Raw genomic sequence first — 16,251 nt, forward strand, 5'->3', positions numbered from 1 at the left:
AGAGATGTGTATAAGAGACAGTTGCAGCGTCCCTCTTTAACGTTGAAGGAGAAGCGGCCCTTCTCGTAGCCGCGCTGTTTCGCCAGTTTGGTCTGGGCGAACAAATCCCGGATGTAGTCGAAGACGCCGGTGTACGTGGCGGGGTTCGAGCGGGGAGTACGACCGATCGGCGACTGGTCGATCAGGCGGACGGTTTCGATCTGATCGAGTCCCTCGAGTTCGTCGTGATCGCCGGGAATGACGCTCGTGTTGTCGTTCATCTCGCGGGCGAGGCCCTTGTAGAGCACGTCGTGCATGAGCGTGGACTTGCCGGAGCCCGAGACGCCGGTAATCGCCGTAAAGCACCCGAGCGGGATGTCCACGTCCAGATTCGAGAGATTGTGCTGGCGCGCGCCGAGGATCGTCAGCGCGCCGTCAGGGTCGCGTCGCTCCTCCGGAACCGGAATCTGCCGGCGGCCGGAGAGGTAGTCGCCGGTGATCGACTCGTCGCAGTCTTTGACCTCCTCGACGGAGCCGTTGGCGACGACCTCGCCGCCGCGCTTGCCGGGTCCGGGTCCCATGTCGATGACGTTGTCCGCGCGGCGCATCGTCTCCTCGTCGTGCTCGACGACGAGCAGGGTATTGCCGAGGTCCCGAAGTTCCTCCAGGGTATCAAGCAGGCGGTCGTTGTCCCGCTGGTGGAGGCCGATGGAGGGCTCGTCGAGCACGTAGAGGACGCCGACGAGACCGGAGCCGATCTGCGTCGCCAGGCGGATGCGCTGGCTCTCGCCGCCCGAGAGCGTCGAGGCCTCCCGATCGAGAGTGAGGTACTCGAGGCCGACTTCGACCATGAAACTGAGGCGGGCGCGGATCTCCTTTAAGATCTCCTCGGCGATGACCCGCTCGCGCTCGGTGAGGTCGGCTTCCATCGACTCGAAGTGAGCGAGGGCGTCGCCGATGCTCATCGCGTTGATCTCCGTAATGGCGCTGTCGTCGACCAGCACGGCTCTGGAGGCGGGCTTCAGCCGGGTTCCGTCGCAGGCCGGACATTCCGTGACCGACATGTAGTCCTCGATGTGTTCGCGGGTCGAGTCCGAATCGGTCTCGATGTACCGCCGTTCGAGGTTCGGAATGACGCCCTCGAAGCGCTTTTGTTTGCGCCGAGTACCGTTTTTCGTGCTGCGCTTGAAGACGACTTCGCGGTCGGTACCGTAGAGGAACTGCCGTTGTACGTCCCCGTCGAGGTCCTCGAACGGCGTCGTCAGCGACACGTCGAAGTGCTCGGCGACGGAATCGAGACGGGTTTGGTAGTACGACCGGTTGTAGCTCCAGGCTTCGAAGACGTGCTTGACCGGCTTCGAGGGGTCCTGGACGACCAGGTCCTCGTCGATCTCCTTCGTCTCGCCCAGGCCTTCACACTCGGGACAGGCTCCGTGGGGCGAGTTAAAGGAAAAGGAGCGCGTCTCGATCTCCGGCACGTCGATCCCGCAGTGGGTGCAGGCCAGATCCTTCGAGAACTCGACGACGAAGCGGTCGTCCGCCTCGACTTCCTCGCCCAGCGCGCCCGTTCGGCGAGCCTCCTCGCCGAGTTCAGCCGCGACCGCTTCGGGCGCGTCGGGAAGGATGACCTTCAGCACGCCCTCGGCCTCGTCGAGCGCCGTCTCGACGCTGTCGACGATCCGCGGGCGATCCTCGGTCGAGACCGCCACGCGGTCGACGATCACGTCGACGGTGTGATCGAAGTTCTCGTCCAGTTCGGGTGTATCGAGCGTGAGGTCGTGTTCCTCGCCGTCGACCTCGACGCGAGCGTAGCCCTCCGAGACGAGTTCATCAAAGAGGTCCTCGAAGGCCCCCTTCTGGTCGCGGACGACGGGCGCGGCGAGTTTGGCCTTCGTCCCCTCGGGGAGTTCGAGGATGCGCTCGACCATATTCTGGGCCGACTGCTCGCCGACCTCGCGGCCGCACTCGGGGCAGTGTGGCGTGCCGACGCGGGCGTAGAGGAGTCGCAGATAATCGTGGAGTTCCGTGACGGTCCCCACCGTCGAGCGCGGATTGTTCGCGGCGTTCTTCTGATCGATCGAAATCGCCGGCGAGAGCCCCTCGACGGTCTCGACCTGGGGCTTGTCCATCTGCCCCAGGAAATTCCTGGCGTAGGCCGAGAGGCTCTCGATGTACCGGCGCTGGCCCTCGGCGTAGACGGTCTCGAACGCCAGCGAGGACTTGCCCGACCCCGAGAGGCCGGTGACGACGGTGAACTCCTCGCGGGGGATCGTCACGTCGAGATCCTTCAGGTTGTGCTCTTCCGCCCCGCGTACTTCGATTGTCTCCTTGCTCATCGGTCTGCACTCGTCGGACGACGGGAAAACGGTGGTCGCAGTAACGGTGCTCGATTCATTGTAGTTGTGTCAGTAGCCGAAGCAACTTAACGGGTCTGAAAGCCGGATGACGTGGTCATTGGTAACTATTCCTGCTGTACCGTGCGATGGCCCGGTCCGACCAAAGTATCTTCGGTCGGTAGCCCGAACAGTCATGCATGAGCGACGACAGCGGGAGCGAGCCGACACTGTCGGTCGACGAGTTCGTCGAGTACTGTCGGACGCAGGCGGGGCTGCTCAGCGGTCACGTCGAGACCATGCGAGAGGAGGCCGACGACCTGCTCGACGACATCGACGCGGACATGGCCGAGATCCGGTCGCGGCTCGAGGCACAATCGTCGGGCGTCAACGGGACCAAAACACCGTCCCCGACGGGCGCTACCGGAGCCGCGGGTCCGAACGCAACCGATACCGATCTCGAGGAGATCGAAGCGCTCGAGAACGATGTCGAGGAAAAACAGTTTCTCGTCGAGGCAAAGCAAACGCGAATGGCAGCCTTCCAGCAACTCGCGGCCGACTATACTGAACTCGGGGCCGAACTCCAGTCGGACGTAACGGACGGGCAGGAAGCGCTGGAACGGGTCATCCACTTCGAGGCCGACCACGACGCACCGGTGTACTTCGAGGATCGGCAGACGGTGTACGAGGCCGCGGTCGCGAGTTCGAGCGACGAGCCGGCGAACGGAAACGGCGTCACCGGCGGTGACGCACGGCCGGACGAGAACGGTTAAAGGTCGCCTCTGAGCACGACGTCGTCACCGACCGACGCGAGCATATTCTCCGTGACGGTGTAGTCCTCTTCGTCTTTCCCCTCCCAGCCGAGGGAGGCAAGCAGGTGTTCTGCGATCGACGGATTGGGATCGACGGCGGCACGGTTCCCCTCGACTTTCGCAACGATCCCGAGTTCTTTCCCCTCCGCATCGACGACTGTCTTGCCGACATCGTCCTCGGTCAACGGTGCTGTCATACAAACCGATAGGTCGATAGTCCGGGTAAAGGTCCGGCCGTCTCCTGCTGGCTCGCACGGAGGATGGCAATGGCGTCCCCGGAGTATATACTGCTGGCACCCGTGAACGCTACTGCGGTGCCCTTTCCACGCTGACCGCCACGAGCGCGGTTCGAACCGAAACCCAGAATCGGAGCCTCGCCTCGACAGAGCGGATCGCCGGACCCACGCTACCATGAGCCACACACTCGAAATCAGCGACGAACTCAAGGACCGACTCGACGAACACTGCGAGCCGGGCCAGTCCCCCGAAGAACTCATCGCAGAACTGGTATCGATGTACGAGACGGAGGGGACCTTCCTGCAGGAAGGCTACTCCGAGTGACGCGTTGTCGGCGGCTCGGACGCCGCTCTTTCGGCGTCGAGTTCAGCGGCCAGATAGCGCCAGTGCTCGTCCTGGTCGGCGAACGGCTCCGTCGTCCCCCACTCGTCGGTAATCGTAAAGCCGGCCGCCCGTAACTGCTCCCGCGTCGCCTCGATACCGGCGATGTGCCACTGCATCTCGACGCCGCTGTCGAGCCAGTCGGGATTCGTCCCGGTCCACTCGCGTGCTCCCTCCGAGACGAGCACGCGACCGCCCGGGCGCAGGACGCGACTGAACTCGTCGATGACTGCCCGGTGGTCCGCGAGCGGCACGTGGATCAGCGAGTGGAGCGCGGTGACGGCGTCACAGCAGTCGTCGCGAAAGGGGAGTCGCGTCATATCGCCCTGCGAGAGGGATGCCGTCGGCGCGTTCTCTGCCGCGAGTTCGAGTTGGGCGCGCGAGACGTCGATGCCGATTGCGTCGCGCGTTCCGTTTTCGTCGGTGTTTCCGTCTCCGTCTCTACTTCCGTTTCCGTCTCCGTTTCGGGGTCCGTCCCCGTCGAGGTCGCGGAGAACGGGCGTTCCTTGCCCGCAGCCGGCGTCGAGCACCCGTCCTGGCGTCTCCAGCGAGCGCAGAACGGTCGTGAGCACGTCGCGTTCGCGTCCCCCCTCGCTCGCCGCTCGTTCCGCGGCGTACGTTTCCGCGAGTTCGTCGTACCCGCGTCGAACGGCTGTCTTGTCGACCATGGGCGACGATCCGCCTGCTGGATAATCAAGTTTCGGTGCACGGTGCCTGCTGGGTGATCGAGCTTCGATGTACGGCGATGTACGGAACGAGCCGCGGGCGAGCGCAGGGACGGTACGATGGCGGTTCGATAGGGTGCTCGGTCAGTCGTGCGTCGGTGATCCGGTGCCGGACTCTCGGTGCTCGTCGTCTTCGCCGCGCTCGAGGCGAAGGTGGTCGATCGCGTGGAGTTCGAGGACGGGGATGACCTTGGCGACGAGGAGGAAGAACAGCGAGACCATGCCGATCGTCCCGGTGAGTGAGGCGAACTCGATCAGGCTGGGAATGTAGTGGCCAGGTGTTGCGGCGTAGATTTCGAACGCGGGGTACTCCAGGCCTTCGACGACGAACAGGACCTTCTCGAGAATCGTCCCGAGGAGGATTGCAACCGCGGCGATGGCGGCGCGCCGTCGGGTGAACAGCGCGGGGCGAATCGTCTGTGCGAAGATGTACGCGAGGGTGAGACTGACGAGTGTCATCGAGGTGAGGTAGATGGGGCTACCGAGGGACGCTGCCCAGACGTGACCGAGGTCGGTCGGTGGGGAGAAAGTCCCGGTGAGTATCTGCTGCAGTTGGAGCCACAGGAACAGGAGGCTGAAGAAGCCGAGCCAGAGCGTGAGTCCGCGGAAGATGTCGTCGGTGATGATGTGGTCCCAGTCGTACGCGCGACGGAAGGCGCTGGCGAGGAGAATAACGCCGCTGATCGCGGAGGTCAGGGCGATGGTGAGAAACTGCGGTCCCTGAACGCCGCCGAACCAGCGCGGCATGGTCGGGAGCACGGAGAACAGCCACGGGATCACGCCGCCGTGGAGCAGCAGTGGTGCCATGATGATGATGGCCAGTGCGATCCACCAGACCATTCGCTGGACGACCTCGTCCTCGCGTTCGGTGTAGCCGATCGTCAGCATGTTATAGATCGGATTGAAGCGATCCGGCAGATCGGACTGCAGCCGGCTGATGTCGTATCGGAGCGTCAGGGCGAGATACGTCGCCGTCAGGACGAAGTAGGCCGTGATGACGGTCACGTCCCACACCAGCGGTGATGCGTGGACGGTGATATGGTAGTGGCCGGCGATGCTCGTGACCATCCGATCCGGTCGGCCGAGGTGGACGACGATGTAAAACGCGGCCGCGGAGAGCGCACCGATGGTGAGCAGTTCGGCGAGGCGAGCGATCGGCATGTAGCGGTCCATGCCGAGCAATCGGACTGCAGCGGAGAGGATGATGCCACCGTGGGCGATCCCGACCCACCAGATGAACGCGCCGATGTAGATCCCCCACGTGACACCGCCGCCGGTCCCCCAGTCACCTAGCCCGGTGACGACCAGCCCCTCTGCGAGTTGATAGGCCCACCCGAGGAGAAAGAGCCCGAACGCCAACCCAGCGATAGCGAGGAGAACGTAGTATATGGTCGATGTTTGCCGGATCGGCCGAAGCACGTCCGCCTCGGTGGGAGATTTCGTGCTCATCGTGAGTGTATCACATGTCGTACCGCAGCGACACAGTTTGTTTCGAGCGTTGGCCTTGCAAGGATCGGATAGGTGGACAGAGCCAGCACGCTCCCCGGAATCGTGTCCTCTCGCTCCCGGTTCACAGAATGTGTGGTAACAAGTATCGTTCAAGTGGCCCGGTACCGTAGAACCACCTATGCACCTGCTCGTCGCGCTCGACGACTCCGAGCCGGGCTGGGCCGCGCTCGAGTACGCCCTCAGAGAGCACCCGGACGACGAGATTACCGTTCTTCACGCCGTCTCCCTCTCGGAGAGCAGCTACGGCGAGTTCGCGCATCTGGGTGCCGGACCGCTGCTCGAGCAACACCGCGAGCGAGCGACGGGCCTGTTCGAGACGGCCCACGACCGCGCCGCGGCGGCCGAGCAGTCGCTGGCGACCGAACTGGTCGAGGGACGACCGGCTCGCGCAATCGTCGACTACGCTCGCGACCATGCCGTCGATCGGATCGTCATCGGCAGCCACGGTCGGACGGGGGTCTCGCGTGCACTACTGGGAAGCGTCGCGGAACGGGTCGTTCGTCGAGCACCGGTTCCAGTGACGATCGTTCGATAAAGGGGATGAGACCGGCGTCGACGCCAAACTACGAGGGGAACCTTACTGCTCCTGGCTCTGTGCAGGCGCGAGATCGTCGATTTCGACGGACGGCTCGAGAAGGATCTCCGCCTGCTCGCCGATATCGCACTGTTCGCGCATCAACTGCTTGAGCGTCCGCTGCGGCGAGAGGTCGCCGATCAGCACACCGCCGACGATCTTGCCGTCCTTGATCGCGATCCGCCGCCACTCGGTGTCGCTGTACCGACGTTCGACGTGTTCGTCGCCGAGCGTCGGATGACCGAAGGAGAGGAACGGGAAGTCAAAGTGCGTAATCGAGTACGACGAAACCCACTCGAAAACTTCGGACTCGTCGTCTGCAGCCATATTGACCGCCGCGACGCGACCCTGTTCCTTCGCCGATCCCCAGGACCCGTTCTGGGCCTCTTCGTCGAGCAGCACGTCGTAGAAGCGGGTAATGTCTCCCGCCGCGTAGATATCGTCGACGTTCGTCTGCATGAACTCGTCGACGACGATGCCGTTGTTCATCTCGAGGCCGACCCCGCGGAGGAACTCGGTGTTGAACGTCAGCCCGATCGCGACGCCGGCGAAGTCACACTCGTATCGCTCGCCGTTCGGGTCGACGGCGGCCGTGACCTCCCCGTCCGCGTCGGTCTCGAAGTGATCGACGCCGCTGTCGAAGACGGGCTCGACGCCCTTCTCGCGCATGCCCTCGTGCATGATCTCCGCGCCGTCCGCAGAGAGCGCGTAGCGCCACCAGCGGTCGCCGCGCATGAGATACTTGCCCTCGACGCCCTGTGCGCCACAGACGGCGGCGAAGTCGATGCCGAGGAGTCCAGCGCCGACGATGACACCGTTCTCTGCGGCTTCCGCGCTTTCGCGGATGCGACGGGCGTCCTGGAACGTCCAGAAGTGGTGGACGCCCTCGGCATCGCTGTCGTCGACCGGCAGCTGGGTCGGCGTTCCGCCGGTCGCGATCAGCAGCTTATCGTAGGTAACGTCCTCTCCCTCGTGGGTGTGGACGACTTTCTCGTCCGGGTCAACCGTCGTCACGTGCGTGTTGAGCGAGAGGTCGATGTCACGCTCTTCGTACCACTCTTCGTCGTGAATCGAGATCGGTGCTTCGGGAAGTTTCCCCTTCGCGTGTTCCTTGATGAGAATGCGATTGTACAGCGACTCCCCCTCATCGGTGATGACGGTAATCGACGACTCCGGGTCTTCTTCCCGGAGGGTCTCGGCAGCCGAACTGCCCGAGATACCGTCCCCGATGATGACGTAGTCTGTCATATCTCGACCGTTCGTAATGCGGGTTAAAGTGGATTGCTATCTCGTTCATTTTGCCGTTCGACTTCAAAGATCGCAACAATCGTCAGTTATCCCTCGGTGCTTGTGAACAATGGTAATTCCAGTCCTTGCTACCCGGACATCCGAACCGCGATCCGATACCCGAACCGCGCGATCAGCACCGTCCCGAACCCCTCTTTAGGGACGCCGGCGTACCATGCGCTATGAAACTCCGACAGAACGCGCGCCACTTCGCCTCCCGAACGGCGCTCCAGACGCCCGTCGTTCGATCCGTCGCCACCGCCGGCCTCGTCCGCCTCCACACGCGCGTTTTCCTCGACAAAGCAGACCCCGCTCACGCCGACGAGCGCGAAGCCCACCTCGACGACCTCTTCGAGGCCACGATCGACACCTACCTGCGCGCACTCAAAGACGGCTACTCCGAGGCCGAAGCCCGCGAAATCACCCACATCCAGGCCGCGTTCGACTTCTACAACCACGGCTGGACCGAGATGATGGAATTTCCCACGGACGAACTCGACGCCCACTACGACCGCTACCGCGAGTTCTTCGAGCGCTGGGACATTACGATCGACGAGCCGCTCGGCCAGTTCGCGCCGGCGGCGGGGCTTACCGAGGCCCCGTCGACGCCGGAGAAACTCGACGATCCCGTCCACCCCCACGCGGAGGGCGGCTTCGCGGACGACGTCTACGTCGAAACCGAATCGGGTGAAACCGTCGTCGGCGGGCGGGACGAACCCGCTGACATCGACGTTTCGCAGGCGGTCGGCGTCCGCGATGGTGCCGAAACGGACGCGCCCGAGAACGAGAACGAAAACGAGAGCGGCGGCGACGGCGAGAATTGAGCGCACCGGGCCGGTAGATCACCCCGCGCCGGCGCTGTAACCGCCGCTGCGCTCTCGCCGATGCCGTTGACACCATCGATGCCGCCAACGCCAACCGGCTTCCACTTGACTTCCACTACACCCACGGCAGCGACCGATACTCGCCCGTCGTACTTTGGGCCGTTGCGCTGACCTGACTGAACCCGCCTCGACCCACTATCAGAGTCGGCTCTCCGAACCCGCTGCAGTTCGCCTCCAGTCCTCAAAGCCACTCCGGTGTGACGTACTCCGCCGTCGCGTGCTCGTCCGGCCAGATGACCTCCTGAACGCCGTTCCCTGCATCGTCTTCCTGCCACTGGAAGTACAGCGTATCGCCCCGGTTGTACGCGAGGTCGTGCGGGAACTCGTGATCCTGGCCGTAGAACTCGATTTGCCCGGCGCTGCCAGTGAACTCGATATCTTCGAGCACCGGCACGAGGTCGGCGGAATCGACCGTCTCAGCCTGTGTGGCCGCCTCGGCGAACAGCGTGACCGCGTCGTAGGCGAAGTAGCCGGTGTAGACCGGCGAGGACTCGCCGTAGGCGTCCTGGTATGCGTCCTCGAAGCTCGACGTTTCCGCCGTTACCTCCGCACCGAGCGGCGCGCTGCTCTGCCCGACCGCAAACTGACAGGCACCGCCGACCGCGTCGTAGTAGGTCGGCAGCTGCATCGGCACGTGAATCCCGCCGAACTCGAGTTCACGTTTCTGGGCCGTCCAGTCGACGACGGCGTCGGTACCGGTGTGGGCGGTCGAGATGAAGACGGCGTCGGCACCCTCGGCTTCGGCCGTCTCGTAGATGGTCGAGAAGTCATCGGTCGCGGGCGGGTACCGCTCTTCCATAGCAATCTCGAGATCGATCGCCGACTGTTCGTCGTGGAAGGTTTCCCACGCGCCGCGGTTCCACCCGTAGTCCTCGGCCAGCAGCGCGATCGAGTCCCAGCCCAGTTCGGGTGCCATGTCGCCGAGGAAGTCGATCTGGGCCTGCCCGAGGTCGTAGTCGTTGACCGGCCCGGCGCGGAAGTGATACTTATACCGCTCGTAGTCCTCGCGGACGAGTTCACTCACGCTGGAGGTTGCGGCACCGGCGGTGATGTGAAGCGTCTCCTGTTCTGCGATATCGTCGATGATCGTCTCGAGGACCTCGCTCGTCGAGACGCCGATTGTGACGGCCGCGTCCTCCTCGAGAACGAGCCGTTGATATTCGCGGCGGGCCTCGAGCGGGCTGCCGCTCGTGTTCCCGACCGCCAGTTCGACCGTGCGACCGTTGATACCGCCGGTCTCGTTGAGGAGATCGCGGGCGACCTGGGCCGAGCGGACGATGGCGCGACCGTTGAAGTCGTTTTCCGGTTCGGGGGCCAAAACGCCGATCGTCACCGTCTCGTCGCCGTCGGTTTCACTGCCGACGATGGTGTCGTACGTCTCCGTGCACCCGGCGGTAGAAAGCGTGGCTGCACCGGCCGCCGTCGCGAGAAGTTGACGCCGTCGAAGACCGTGCTGGGTCTGCTGGCCAGCGGTGGTCGGGGTTGGACGCTCCCGATCAAAGTCTGTCATACTGGACTGTCCTTTCGACCTATGTTTCTTAACGGTTCCGGACGGGTTCACGCGAGACAGGAACTGTTGACCACCAACTTCGCCGCCGTGTTCTATCAGCTATCGCTCACGATCTCGTTACGAAACCGTCTCGATATGACCGCCGCATGAGAGTTACCACGGCTCGAGTTCACAGCCGGCAGTCGAGCGGCCAGAATCCGCCGTTCGATTATCGGTGCTGATAACTGTGGATCACCTTTTATGTACCGACCACCGCACGCGTTGACTATCGATGGATATTCGACGTGTAGTGCCGTCGGCAATTCGGCGCCGGTACGCGGTCAAATTCGGGATCGCGTTGCTGGTGATCGGACTGTCGATCGGCCTGATCGGAATCGGTGCGACCGCTGGCATTACCAACGAGGTAGAACAGCGCACCCAGTCCGATCAGACCGCGTTCGCCGGCCAAGAAGCACAGGGACTGCAGATGTGGAACGAACAGAACGAACAGACGATTGCGACGTTCGCCCACTCCGATGTCGTCGCCAGCGACGATGCCGATGCGATCGAACAGCGCCTCCTCGATTGGGAGGAACACCTCGATGTCGACACCTTCTCGATTAGCTACGTCGACACCAGCGACGAGACGGTCCTCGCGAGCACCGAGGACGAACTCCGGGGCCAATCCGCAACCGGACTCGAAACCGTCTCGGACGACGCCTACGACCAGACAACGGCCCAGGTCCCCTGGGTTTCCAGCCCGCAGGTTCTCGAGGGTGAACTCGGCGAGGAGTCCTCAGTTATCACCTACGTCCTCTCCGTTCCCAACGCGGACGACCGGGCGCTCGTCTACACGGCTGAACTCGAAGCGTACGGCAACCAATTCCAGGACGACGACCAGGTCGCAACCGTCGTCGTCGATACCGGATCCAACAACGAAATCATCCTCGACAACGCCGACTACGGCGGGGACTACGAGACGCTCGGCCAGACCTACGACGGCAACACCGACCTGATCGATTCGGCACTGACGGCGGGTGCAAGTACGCAGGAGGTCTCCGGCGAGACCGCTGGCGTCCTCGACACGTACGAGTTCGATAGCGAGGAGTACGTTGCCAGTTCGGCGCGAGTCTACGGCACCGACTGGGTCGTCCTCACACACGAGCCGACCGATCAGGCCTACGGCTTCGTCAGCACGATCAGCGAGTGGGGATACATTGCAACCTTCATCGGCGTGTTGATGGTCGGAATGGTCGGTGCGGTACTGGGCCGGAATACGGCCGTTTCGATCGATCGACTCACGAACAAAGCCGGACAGATGGAAGACGGCAATCTCGATGTCGACCTCGAGACCAAGCGTATCGACAATATCGGCCGGCTCTACGACGGGTTCGACTCGATGCGTGGCGCATTGCGCGAACAGATCGAAGAGGCGGAGACGGCCCGCGAAGAAGCCGAGCGCGAGCGCGAGCGGATCGCAGAGATCAACACCCACCTCGAACGGCAGGCGGACGAGTACAGCGACGTGATGGAGGCGGCCGCCGACGGCGACCTGACCGCCAGGATGGACGCCGACAGCGAGAACGAGGCGATGGCCGACATCGCGACGGACTTCAACGTCATGCTCGAGGAAATCGAGCAGACGGTGGCCGGACTGAACCAGTTCGCGACCGACGTTGCGACGGCCTCCGAGCAGGTAACCGCCTCGAGCGAGGAAGTCCGATCGGCCTCCCAACAGGTTTCGGAGTCGATTCAGGAGATCTCCCACGGTGCTGAGCAACAGAACGAGTCGCTGCAGTCGGTCAACCAGGAGATGAGTGCGCTCTCGACGACGACCGAGGAGATCGCAGCCTCCTCGAACCAGGTTGCAGACATCGCCGAACGGACGGTCCAAACCGGTCAGGAGGGTCAGGAAGCCGCCCAAGAGGCGATCGCCGCGATGGACGATATCGAGTCCGAGGCCGGCGGTGCTGTCGAGGAAATACAGCGCCTCGAAGACGAAGTCCAGCAGATCGACGAACTGATCGCCACGATTTCCGAAATCGCCCGCCAGACGAACATGCTGGCGCTGAACGCGAACATCGAAGCCTCCCGCACGGTTACCAGCGAAGACGAAGAAGGGTTCTCCGTCGTCGCCACGGAAGTCAAGGCGCTCTCCGAGGACGTTGCAGAGGCGGCCGACGAAGCCGAGGACCGCCTCGAAGCGATCCGCAAGCGCACCGAACAGTCCGCCGCCGAGGTCGAGGGAACGAGTTCAAACATCGGCGCCGCAAGCGAGCGCGTCACGGCGGCCGTCGATGCACTGGAGGAAATCACCGATCTCGCCCAGGAGACGAACATCGGCGTCCAGGAAATCTCCGCGGCGACCGAACAACAGGCGGCCTCGACCCAGGAAGTCGTTGCGATGGTCGACGACGCGGCGACCGTCTCCGAGGAGACGACTTCGGAGGCCGAAAACGTCGCCGCGGCCGCCGAGGAACAGACGACGGCGCTGACGGAGGTTACGAACTCCGCCTCGAACCTCTCCGAGCAGTCCGCCCAGCTCTCTGCCGCTCTCGACCGGTTCGAGACCGATGTCGAGCAGGCTGCACTCGATCTGGACGTGACGATCGAGGAGACCGAAACGGGGCTCGATTTCGATGAGCCACCATTTGACGAGGCCACCGGTGCGGACACTACGGACGACACCCAAACCGACAGCATCACCGGCGAAGACGAGTCGGAACCAGAACCTGCATCCGAACTTCGAGCCGAGACGGATGATGGCGGGCCCGTCGACACCGCCGACGTCGCAACCGGGCGCGAGTCCGGTTCCGACATCGACGAGTTCAGCGAGCACACGGTCGATCAGTCGGCGTTTGACGGACCGGTGTTCGACGACTCGACGGCCACAAGTGACGAAGCCGACACGGGAGACGCGACGCCGGACCCGCTGGCGTTCGAGACCGACGCCGCCGGGGCGGCCGAAACCGATTCTGAACTCGGTGTGGGTAGCGACGATGTGACTGCTGACGATGCCGTTGGTAACGATACGGCCGACGAGGCTGCCACGTTCGATGACGACGACTCCGAGCGTATCGATCCGCTTGGTTCAGTCGAGGCGGATCGTGAGACCGACGAGTCCGCGGACACAGAGGCGGATTCGGCCGACGAAACGGCGACCGACGACGACGTGTTCACATTCGGCAACGCAGCGGACGACGATACAGCCGACGACGCCTGACGATCCTCGTCGGCAGTCAGTGTCTCGAGACCGGCACTGATTGTCGCTATCGGCACCGCTACCGTCACTGGTACTGAAGCCAGAGCCGGTACCGCCACCGTCACCGGCACTGAAGCCAGAACCGGCACTGAAACTGAATCCGGAACCGAACCACAGTCGGAACCGGAACTGGAACCGGTCCACCGTCGCGTTCGGTCCGCTACCTTTTTGCCTGCAGTCTGGAAATGAGACGGCATGCTCACCGTGCGGGCCCCGGCGACGAGCGCAAATCTCGGCAGCGGCTTCGATGTCTTCGGTATCGCGCTCGGCGCACCCGCCGACATCGTTCGCGTCGAACGCGCGCCGGAAACGACGATTACCGTGACCGGCACCGGTAGCGAGTTCATTCCCGAGGACCCGGCAAAGAACACCGTCGGGGCCGTCGCGGACGCACTCGACGCCCCCGCTCGTATCGAGATCGACAAGGGAATCCGCCCGTCGTCCGGTCTCGGCTCCTCGGCTGCGAGCGCAGCCGGCGCGGCCGTCGCGCTCAACGAACTCTACGATCGCGGCTATTCGCGCGACGAACTCGTGCCGATCGCCGCGGAGGGCGAAGCGCTCGTCTCGGGTGAAGCCCACGCGGACAACGTCGCGCCGTCGCTTCTCGGCGGCTTTACCATCGTCTCTAATGACGAGCACGGCAGTAACGTCACACAGGTGGACGCTTCCCTGCCGCTCGTCGTCTGTCTTCCCGAAACGACCGTCTCGACGCGCGACGCACGCGGTGTCGTTCCCGAGCGGGCACCGCTCGCCGACATCGTCGATACCGTCAGTCACGCCGCCACGCTCGCCGTCGGCATGGCCCGGAACGATCCCGAACTCGTCGGACAGGGTATGACGGACGAAATCGTCACTCCCGAACGCAGCGCGCTCATCGACGGCTACGAGGCCGTTCGAGAAGCCGCCCTCGATGCAGGTGCCACGGGCGTCACCGTCAGCGGTGCCGGGCCAGGCGTGCTCGCGGTCTGTCGCCATCTCGACCACCGAGGGCGGGTCGCTTCGGCGATGCTCGATGCCTTCGACGCCGCAGGGATCGAGAGTCGCGCCTACCAGACGCGCGTCGGTGAGGGCGCACAGCTGTACGGGGAGTGATTACGGTCGTCTGCGCCGCGAGCAATCACGAATGGGAACACGAACCGACGCGACCCTCGCGGTACTCGTTCTCGCCGCCGTCGGCCTCGCGTTCGCGAGTGTCGGTGCGTCGGTGTCGCTTCGTTCTGCCGCCGGTGGCGGGTGTGGAACGATCGCGTTCGAGTTCATCGCCGCTCGAGATCCTGCCCTCGTCCGCGAGTACTGGGAGCGGCCGGCCGTGCAGGTTACAGCGGTCGGCCTTGCACTCCTCGTGATCGTCAGCGGGGCGACGGTCGCACCCTCGCGTGTCCTCTCGGCGCTGGCGGGTGCGCTGGTGACGTATCTCGGATTTCTGGGACTGACGCTCGCCGAACGTAGGCGTTCGAGTCGATAGTAGAAACCGGTCGCCTGCGCAGCCGTCGTTCGACTGGGGCCACGTACCGAAGATCTCCGCGCCGACAGCCAATTCGGGACCAATTCGACGGTGAACTCGCCTTAGACGCCCCGCCCCTGCAACTTCTCCTCTTCTGGCAGGTCGGCGTTCGCGTCGCCCTTCATCCCTTTTCCGAGGTTCTTCGAAATCTCGACGAGCGTTTCGGGGTCGTCCCAGTTGTTCGTCGCCTGAACGATTGCCTCGCCCATGACGGGTGGATTCTCCGCGCCGAAGATGCCGCTGCCCACGAAGATACCGTCGCACTCGTGGTGCATCATGAGCGCCGCGTCTGCGGGCGTCGCGATTCCGCCGGCAGCGAAGTTGACGACTGGAAGACGCCCCATCTCTGCCGTTTCGTGGACGAGTTCAGCGGGTGCTTCGATCTCGCGTGCGTAGGCCTCGCGCTCCTCGTGAGTCATGCCCTCTAACTCGCGGATCGCGCCCTTGATCGTCCGCTGATGGTGGACGGCCTGGTTGACGTCGCCGGTGCCGGCTTCGCCCTTGGTACGGATCATCGCCGCGCCCTCGTTGATTCGGCGCAACGCCTCTCCGAGGTTGCGCGCGCCGCAGACGAAGGGTGCCGTAAAGTCGCGCTTGTCGATGTGGTAGGCGTCGTCGGCGGGCGTGAGAACCTCGCTCTCGTCGATCATATCGACGCCGACGGCCTCCAGGATCTGGGCTTCCTTCGTGTGACCGATGCGGGCCTTGCCCATCACCGGGATGGAAACTTCCTCGACGATCTCCGCTACATCGGCAGGGTCCGCCATGCGGGCGACGCCGCCGCGTTTCCGGATGTCCGCTGGCACCGCTTCCAGCGCCATGACGGCGACCGCGCCGGCGTCCTCGGCGATGCGGGCCTGTTCGGGGTTGACGACGTCCATGATGACGCCGCCCTTTTGCATCTGTGCGAACCCGCGCTTGACGAGGTCGGTTCCGCGGCGCAGTTCCTCGAGATCGGTTTCCTCGGTCATACTACCCGGTTTGGAGTCACCGCACTTACGCGTGTCCTTTGGGGAGTAAAACGTCTCGGCGGCCGAATACGTTCGGCTCCGATCGTCCGATTCCGACCGTCGTCCGCCGTCATCCGTCATCGCCGATCGGTTCGCCGGCAAACAGGCGCGCGCGAACGTTCGGTCCGTACAGCCGCCCGAGCGGCCGCCTCCAGACGCCGAGTTCATCGGCCAGACCGGACGCCGCGTCGAGGCGCGTCCCGGTCGCCGACCCGACGCCGAGCGCGACGTCGCCCCGGATACGAGCCTTCGTCCGCAGGAGGTC

At 64.0% G+C, this 16,251-nt stretch carries 14 protein-coding genes and 1 pseudogene; 7 read left to right on the plus strand and 8 right to left on the minus strand.

The features are described 5' to 3' along the window. A partial coding sequence (gene uvrA / locus C481_RS04985) for an excinuclease ABC subunit UvrA (RefSeq protein ID WP_006108004.1) occupies window positions 1–2,315 on the minus strand: 2,315 nt, incomplete at its 3' end. A 197-nt stretch (window positions 2,316–2,512) separates the two neighbouring features. On the opposite strand from uvrA, the gene C481_RS04990 reads away from it, so the two are divergent. Then, window positions 2,513–3,085: a thioredoxin domain-containing protein gene (locus tag C481_RS04990; RefSeq protein WP_006108005.1), complete on the plus strand. Its 573-nt coding sequence runs from the start codon at window positions 2,513–2,515 to the stop codon at window positions 3,083–3,085. On the opposite strand, the gene C481_RS04995 is transcribed toward C481_RS04990, so the two are convergent. Then, on the minus strand, window positions 3,082–3,321 hold the full coding sequence (locus tag C481_RS04995; RefSeq protein ID WP_006108006.1) for a PRC-barrel domain-containing protein: 240 nt from the start codon (window positions 3,319–3,321) through the stop codon (window positions 3,082–3,084). The two genes, C481_RS04990 and C481_RS04995, sit on opposite strands and share 4 nt — an antisense overlap. A 214-nt stretch (window positions 3,322–3,535) precedes the next feature. Here C481_RS04995 and C481_RS22100 point away from each other — a divergent pair, with 214 nt between their 5' ends. After that, window positions 3,536–3,685 (plus strand): DUF7557 family protein, encoded by a 150-nt coding sequence (locus tag C481_RS22100; protein ID WP_006108007.1) that lies wholly within the window; start codon window positions 3,536–3,538, stop codon window positions 3,683–3,685. Here C481_RS22100 and C481_RS05000 read toward each other — a convergent pair. Together C481_RS05000 and nrfD are read right to left on the minus strand one after the other, a co-directional pair. Further along, window positions 3,673–4,410: a class I SAM-dependent methyltransferase gene (locus C481_RS05000; RefSeq protein WP_006108008.1), complete on the minus strand. Its 738-nt coding sequence runs from the start codon at window positions 4,408–4,410 to the stop codon at window positions 3,673–3,675. The two genes, C481_RS22100 and C481_RS05000, sit on opposite strands and share 13 nt — an antisense overlap. A 141-nt stretch (window positions 4,411–4,551) precedes the next feature. Then, complete coding sequence (gene nrfD / locus C481_RS05005; protein ID WP_006108010.1) at window positions 4,552–5,916, minus strand: NrfD/PsrC family molybdoenzyme membrane anchor subunit; 1,365 nt, start codon at window positions 5,914–5,916, stop codon at window positions 4,552–4,554. A gap of 178 nt (window positions 5,917–6,094) precedes the next feature. Here nrfD and C481_RS05010 point away from each other — a divergent pair, with 178 nt between their 5' ends. Further along, window positions 6,095–6,511, plus strand: a complete 417-nt coding sequence (locus C481_RS05010; protein ID WP_006108012.1) for a universal stress protein — start codon at window positions 6,095–6,097, stop codon at window positions 6,509–6,511. Between the two features lie 42 nt (window positions 6,512–6,553). Here C481_RS05010 and C481_RS05015 read toward each other — a convergent pair whose 3' ends face one another. Beyond that, entirely contained in the window at window positions 6,554–7,798 is a 1,245-nt protein-coding gene (locus C481_RS05015) for an NAD(P)/FAD-dependent oxidoreductase (RefSeq protein WP_006108014.1), read from the minus strand. Between the two features lie 221 nt (window positions 7,799–8,019). On the opposite strand from C481_RS05015, the gene C481_RS05020 reads away from it, so the two are divergent. After that, window positions 8,020–8,661, plus strand: a complete 642-nt coding sequence (locus C481_RS05020; RefSeq protein WP_006108015.1) for a DUF6149 family protein — start codon at window positions 8,020–8,022, stop codon at window positions 8,659–8,661. A 241-nt stretch (window positions 8,662–8,902) separates the two neighbouring features. Here C481_RS05020 and C481_RS05025 read toward each other — a convergent pair whose 3' ends face one another. After that, window positions 8,903–10,231: an ABC transporter substrate-binding protein gene (locus tag C481_RS05025; protein ID WP_006108016.1), complete on the minus strand. Its 1,329-nt coding sequence runs from the start codon at window positions 10,229–10,231 to the stop codon at window positions 8,903–8,905. A gap of 271 nt (window positions 10,232–10,502) precedes the next feature. Here C481_RS05025 and C481_RS05030 point away from each other — a divergent pair, with 271 nt between their 5' ends. From C481_RS05030 to C481_RS05040, 3 genes are all read left to right on the plus strand, one after another. Next, window positions 10,503–13,433: a methyl-accepting chemotaxis protein gene (locus C481_RS05030; RefSeq protein WP_049904443.1), complete on the plus strand. Its 2,931-nt coding sequence runs from the start codon at window positions 10,503–10,505 to the stop codon at window positions 13,431–13,433. 234 nt (window positions 13,434–13,667) lie between these two features. Beyond that, window positions 13,668–14,564: a homoserine kinase gene (locus C481_RS05035; protein WP_006108019.1), complete on the plus strand. Its 897-nt coding sequence runs from the start codon at window positions 13,668–13,670 to the stop codon at window positions 14,562–14,564. 31 nt (window positions 14,565–14,595) lie between these two features. Next, window positions 14,596–14,937, plus strand: coding sequence for a hypothetical protein (locus tag C481_RS05040; RefSeq protein ID WP_006108021.1), 342 nt, complete (start codon window positions 14,596–14,598; stop codon window positions 14,935–14,937). 101 nt (window positions 14,938–15,038) lie between these two features. On the opposite strand, the gene pdxS is transcribed toward C481_RS05040, so the two are convergent. Then, a complete protein-coding gene (pdxS, locus tag C481_RS05045; protein ID WP_006108022.1) occupies window positions 15,039–15,947 on the minus strand; it encodes a pyridoxal 5'-phosphate synthase lyase subunit PdxS in 909 nt (302 codons plus the stop codon). A 109-nt stretch (window positions 15,948–16,056) separates the two neighbouring features. Continuing rightward, window positions 16,057–16,251: pseudogene (locus C481_RS05050) on the minus strand (acetoacetate decarboxylase family protein); the annotation flags it as partial.

Source organism: Natrialba asiatica DSM 12278 (assembly GCF_000337555.1).
In the GTDB taxonomy this organism is placed as follows: Archaea; Halobacteriota; Halobacteria; order Halobacteriales; family Natrialbaceae; genus Natrialba; species Natrialba asiatica.

Bases quoted from the DNA above. Each gene is read 5' to 3' on its own strand.
- C481_RS04990 (WP_006108005.1), top strand. From the start codon at position 2,513: ATGAGCGACGACAGCGGGAGCGAGCCGACACTGTCGGTCGACGAGTTC.
- C481_RS04995 (WP_006108006.1), bottom strand. From the start codon at position 3,321: ATGACAGCACCGTTGACCGAGGACGATGTCGGCAAGACAGTCGTCGAT.
- C481_RS22100 (WP_006108007.1), top strand. From the start codon at position 3,536: ATGAGCCACACACTCGAAATCAGCGACGAACTCAAGGACCGACTCGAC.
- C481_RS05000 (WP_006108008.1), bottom strand. From the start codon at position 4,410: ATGGTCGACAAGACAGCCGTTCGACGCGGGTACGACGAACTCGCGGAA.
- nrfD (WP_006108010.1), bottom strand. From the start codon at position 5,916: ATGAGCACGAAATCTCCCACCGAGGCGGACGTGCTTCGGCCGATCCGG.
- C481_RS05010 (WP_006108012.1), top strand. From the start codon at position 6,095: ATGCACCTGCTCGTCGCGCTCGACGACTCCGAGCCGGGCTGGGCCGCG.
- C481_RS05015 (WP_006108014.1), bottom strand. From the start codon at position 7,798: ATGACAGACTACGTCATCATCGGGGACGGTATCTCGGGCAGTTCGGCT.
- C481_RS05020 (WP_006108015.1), top strand. From the start codon at position 8,020: ATGAAACTCCGACAGAACGCGCGCCACTTCGCCTCCCGAACGGCGCTC.
- C481_RS05025 (WP_006108016.1), bottom strand. From the start codon at position 10,231: ATGACAGACTTTGATCGGGAGCGTCCAACCCCGACCACCGCTGGCCAG.
- C481_RS05030 (WP_049904443.1), top strand. From the start codon at position 10,503: ATGGATATTCGACGTGTAGTGCCGTCGGCAATTCGGCGCCGGTACGCG.
- C481_RS05035 (WP_006108019.1), top strand. From the start codon at position 13,668: ATGCTCACCGTGCGGGCCCCGGCGACGAGCGCAAATCTCGGCAGCGGC.
- C481_RS05040 (WP_006108021.1), top strand. From the start codon at position 14,596: ATGGGAACACGAACCGACGCGACCCTCGCGGTACTCGTTCTCGCCGCC.
- pdxS (WP_006108022.1), bottom strand. From the start codon at position 15,947: ATGACCGAGGAAACCGATCTCGAGGAACTGCGCCGCGGAACCGACCTC.